The sequence below is a fragment of the Thioalkalivibrio sp. genome (assembly GCF_007692535.1).
Lineage (GTDB): Bacteria > Pseudomonadota > Gammaproteobacteria > Ectothiorhodospirales > Ectothiorhodospiraceae > Thioalkalivibrio.
The window spans coordinates 1-4,414 of sequence record NZ_REBW01000045.1 but is presented as its reverse complement, the minus strand read 5'-3'; the positions used below and the strand labels follow the sequence as shown (position 1 = coordinate 4,414).

The window sequence follows — 4,414 nt, the reverse complement described above, 5'->3', positions numbered from 1 at the left end:
CGTCTCTCCATCGGTCCGGAAGGGCTCCGGGAGTCAGTACGTCCACCTCGACACCAAGAATGCACGATGTGCTACGACCGGGTTGAGGCAGGTCACCCCACGGCCTGCGTCGATGCCTGTCTCACCGGCGCTCTGTTCAGGAGGGGCCGGACTGGCGCTCCGGGTGAATATGTCACTGCACCTGATCGGAAACCCGGGCGAACGACATCGGCGACAGCGGCATTGGTCTCTGCATCAAGGACTGGGCCGAGACCATGGCGACGCAAGGCTCGATAAACGATCAATGTCCCCCGGTACCCAGTTCCAGTCCTTTGTCGTGCCGCGCCAGCTTGTCGTGCAACTCGCGACCTGCGCCCAGCGGGGCCATCACCGCGACCTCCATGCCGTTACGCCGGAACTTGCCGACGACCTTGTCGATCGCGGCTACCGCGGAGCTGTCCCAGAGCGCAAGCTCCCGGAGGTCGATGACCACGTTGTGCACCGGCTCGCGGTAGTCGAAGCTGTCGATGAACTTGTCGACCGCGACGAAGAACAGCTGTCCGCGCACGGTGTAGGTTCGGGTATTGCTACCTTCGGGGCGACTACTGTCGACGTGGATCGAGTTGGCGATCTTGCGGGCGAAGAAGACCGCGCTCAGCAGTACGCCTGCCAGGACACCCTTGGCGAGGTCATGCGTGACGACCACGGTCCCGATCGTGACCAGCAGCACCGTGGCATCGGTGCGTGGGAGCCGGTGCAGGGTCTTCAGTGAGTTCCAGTCGAAGGTGGCGAAGGCCACCATCAGCATCACGGCGACCAGGGCGGCCATCGGGATCAGGGAAACCAGATCGCCGAGCACCAGGATGAAGAACAGAAGGTAGAGGCCGGCGGCCAGTGTCGACAGCCGCCCGAGGCCGCCCGATTTGATGTTGATCACCGACTGCCCGATCATCGCGCAGCCCGCCATGCCGCCGAAGCAGCCCGTCACGATGTTGGCGATGCCCTGGCCCTGGGCCTCGCGGTTCTTGCCGCTGGGGGTATCGGTGAGGTCGTCGAGGATCGACGCGGTCAGCAAGGACTCGAGCAGGCCGACGATGGCCAGTGCCAGCGCGGTCGGGAAGATGATCGACAGCGTTTCCAGGTTCAGCGGCACGTCCGGCAGCAGGAACACGGGCAGTCCGTCCGGCAGATCACCCATGTCGCCCACGGTGAGAGTCGGCAGTCCGGCGAACAAGACCAGCCCCGTCAACGCAACGATCGCCACCAGTGGCGGCGGCAGCAGCCGCGGGCAGAAAGGCAGCATGGGCAAGCCGTAGATGATGATGAGACCCCCCGCCACCAGCAGCCACATCGTCACGTCGCCGTCGATCAGGTAGGGCAGCTGCGACAGGAAGATCAGGATCGCCAGCGCATTGACGAAGCCCACCAGCACGGTGCGCGGGATGAACATCATGTAGCGCGCGAGTTTGGCCCAGGCGAAAAACAGCTGGATGATGCCGGTCAGAATCGTCGCGGCCAGCAGATACTGCAGTCCATGTTCGGCCACCAGCGTGACCATCAGCAGGGCCATCGCGCCGGTCGCCGCCGAGATCATGCCGGGCCGGCCGCCGGCGAAAGCGATGACCACGGCCATCGAGAACGAGGCGTACAGGCCGACCTTGGGGTCGAGTCCCGCGATGATCGAGAATGCGATCGCCTCGGGGATCAGCGCCAGCGCGACCACGATGCCGGCGATCAGGTCGCCGCGGATATTGAAAAACCAGATGCCTCGCTGGCGGTGCCAGAGCTTGGCGAGGGTGCTTTTCACGTCGAGGAATCCCGATCCGTAGGTGTGCTCGTTGCCCGCGGCTCGGAGAGCGCGGCAACCAAGGACGCGACCCATGGTGGGTAGCCTGGGGTTGCACGCTCGGGTCGGGCGTTTCATGCTGCACGGCGAGCGCGAGACGCTAGGGTAGCATCCTCCAGTGTGGATCTGAATTGCCAGGGGTTCTGCGAAGTGGTCCGGGACAGCGAGTCCCTCGGACCCTATTCACCATGGACAACAGGGAACCAGCATGCTGCAACGAGTCATTATTGCGATCGATTTCTCCAAGCCGGCGGCCGAGGGACTGGCGGTGGCGCGCGAGCACTGTCCGGAGGCCTTGATGCGCCTGGTGACCGTGGTCAAGCCCTCGGAGGTGGCTGCGGGTGCCTCGGGTGCGTTCTCGGCCGGGGCGTCCCCGCTGCACTCGAAGGACATGCGGCAGGCGGCCGAGGAAAAGGGGCTCGAGCGGCTGCGGGCCTGGGCAATCGAAGGCGAGGAGTGCGCCGTGGTGTTCGGCAGCGCCCCGGAAGAAATTGCACGGCATGCGCGCGAGTGGGGCGCGGATCTGATCGTGATCGGGACCCGCGGGCGCAGCCAGTTGGTGAGCATGCTGTCGGGCTCCGCGACCGAGTGGCTGATCCGCAATGCGCACGTCCCGGTGATGGTGGTGCACGATGTCGAACTCAGTCCGTCGATGCGGGAAAAGATGCCGCCCGGGGTATAGAAAGACTGGTGATTTCGGCGCTGCTGCGGACTTTGGCTTTCCCACGAACCACTCCTAGCGATGGCTGATTCGAACGCGGGTCACGACATCGAGCATTTCCGTGAGCGACTGCTCGAGCTGCGCGCCGAGATTCTCGACCTGAAGGGCGCGCGTGACGACTCGGCGGCGACGGTGCATCTGGATCAATCGAGTGTCGGCCGGCTCTCGCGTATGGATGCCCTCCAGCAGCAGGCGATGGCTCAGAACGCACAACGCCGAGCGGTGCAGTCACTCGGGCGTATCGAGGCCGCCCTGCGCCGCTGTGAAGATGGCAGCTACGGATTCTGCGTCGACTGCGATGAGCCCATCGACCCGCGGCGTTTGAATCTCGACCCGACCGCTACCCGCTGCATCCGCTGCGCCGAGGCGCACGACGGTTGACGCATTCCATGTAGGAGCGAGCCTCGCTCGCGAAGGGTTTTGTCAGTGCTGTTGAGCCAGAGTGTGCACGGCGGTTAGCTGGCCTTTACGTTGATCGAGTCACGCGACGTTGATCAGATCGTTTACCTTGGCTGCCCATAAAGGTCGCACCGCCTGCACGCTCCAGGCCGATACATCCGGCCGTGACCGATCCACTGCGGACGCCCAGAAACGTCAATCAAGGACATCGTTATTGCCGCCCGGCAGTTCCAGCGTGGCCTCAAGGGGAAGCTTCTCCAGGCGGTCACGCTCATCCTCGGCCCACTTCGCTGGCGTATCGTTGTTACCGCGCACCGCCACCACCGTTCCTGCCGGCCGAAGCCGATTTCGGGCAACCGCCCGGCTGGCGCATCAACGGAGGAACCCCTGTCACCATCGCCGCGGTAGGATCTGGCGGCTTCGCTACGGAAATGAAAGCCCATCCAGCACCCTGCCCGATATCTCGCCGCTGTGTTCATCATGCTCTGGCTGGCTGCAGCGATCCGGCGCCACACGCTGAATCCGCGCCGGAGCCGACAGCCGATGCGCATTCGGCCGAATCGTCACAGTTTCAGCGGGAGGGTTTGCAGGCACAGTCCGTCAGGGAACGCCTGTAGTGGGACGAATCCGCGATGACCACGGAGCTGGGGCTGGATACGGGCCAGTTTCAGACTTTGTTGCGGGCGCGGCAAAGCTTGTTGCAGGCAAGGGTTACCCGGAACTGGCCGGGGGCATACTCGAGCAGCCTCGGGATGCGCATAGAACGGCTACGGCGCTCATAGATCGGGCCAGGCATTGTCCCCGTAGACGATAGGAGGGACGCCATGAGTGCGGATACCGTGGTTCGAGCTCGTATCGACAGCGAATACAAGGGGAACTTGATCGGGGCGGGGCGCAGATCGGCGCGTGACAGCCTTTTCGACGATGCGATCCCGACCTTCGAGGAGGACGCCTGTGCCTATGACCAGAAGGACGCAGAGGGGTTTATCTAGCTGAACGCGTTGCGCTTGCGCATCGCCGCTGGCCGCGGAAGGTCTTCGGTCTGATCCGGCCGGTCTCTGGTAGCATTTCTAATCTGTTGGGAGCCCCCGGCAGGCCGAGGCGCTCCAGGCGCATCACCCTGCAATCCGGACGCACGCGACGATGAGACCCGACATCCCGAGAGCGCCGCTGCCGCGGATGCTGGCCGTTGGCATTTTGTTGGTCGGCCTTTTCGGCTGCGCCAGCGTTTCCGCGATGGACCCGCACTCGTCAGACCCCTTCGAGCGCTACAACCGCGCCGTTTTCGCATTCAACCAGGGTTTCGACCGGACGGTGCTGACGCCCGCGGCAAAGGGCTATCGGCGGCTCCCGGATCCGGTTCAGACCGGGATCGGCAATTTCTTCGGGAACATGGCCGATGTACGCAACGCGGTGAACAACCTTTTGCAGGGCAAGTTCGAGAATGCCGCCACGGATACCGGCCGCAT

General features: G+C 64.1%; 5 protein-coding genes and 1 pseudogene. 5 read left to right on the top strand and 1 reads right to left on the bottom strand.

The window, feature by feature from the left end:
- Nucleotides 1–9 precede the first annotated feature (9 nt).
- On the top strand, nt 10–276 hold the full coding sequence (locus tag EA346_RS14985; RefSeq protein WP_366755758.1) for a 4Fe-4S dicluster domain-containing protein: 267 nt from the start codon (nt 10–12) through the stop codon (nt 274–276).
- A gap of 4 nt (nt 277–280) precedes the next feature.
- On the opposite strand, the gene EA346_RS00770 is transcribed toward EA346_RS14985, so the two are convergent.
- Nucleotides 281–1,786, bottom strand: a complete 1,506-nt coding sequence (locus EA346_RS00770) for a SulP family inorganic anion transporter (RefSeq protein ID WP_296754399.1) — start codon at nt 1,784–1,786, stop codon at nt 281–283.
- Nucleotides 1,787–2,033: 247 nt separating this feature from the next.
- Between EA346_RS00770 and EA346_RS00765 the strand changes: the two genes are divergently transcribed.
- The 4 genes and pseudogenes from EA346_RS00765 to EA346_RS00750 all read left to right on the top strand — a co-directional run.
- A complete protein-coding gene (locus EA346_RS00765) occupies nt 2,034–2,507 on the top strand; it encodes a universal stress protein (protein ID WP_296754397.1) in 474 nt (157 codons plus the stop codon).
- A gap of 60 nt (nt 2,508–2,567) precedes the next feature.
- The gene (locus tag EA346_RS00760) at nt 2,568–2,927 is read left to right on the top strand and encodes a TraR/DksA family transcriptional regulator (RefSeq protein WP_296754394.1); all 360 of its coding nucleotides are present in this window, start codon (nt 2,568–2,570) and stop codon (nt 2,925–2,927) included.
- 821 nt (nt 2,928–3,748) lie between these two features.
- Nucleotides 3,749–3,937: pseudogene (locus tag EA346_RS00755) on the top strand (argininosuccinate synthase); the annotation flags it as partial.
- 151 nt (nt 3,938–4,088) lie between these two features.
- Nucleotides 4,089–4,414 (top strand): MlaA family lipoprotein (locus EA346_RS00750; RefSeq protein WP_296754391.1); only part of this gene is annotated, 326 nt, incomplete at its 3' end.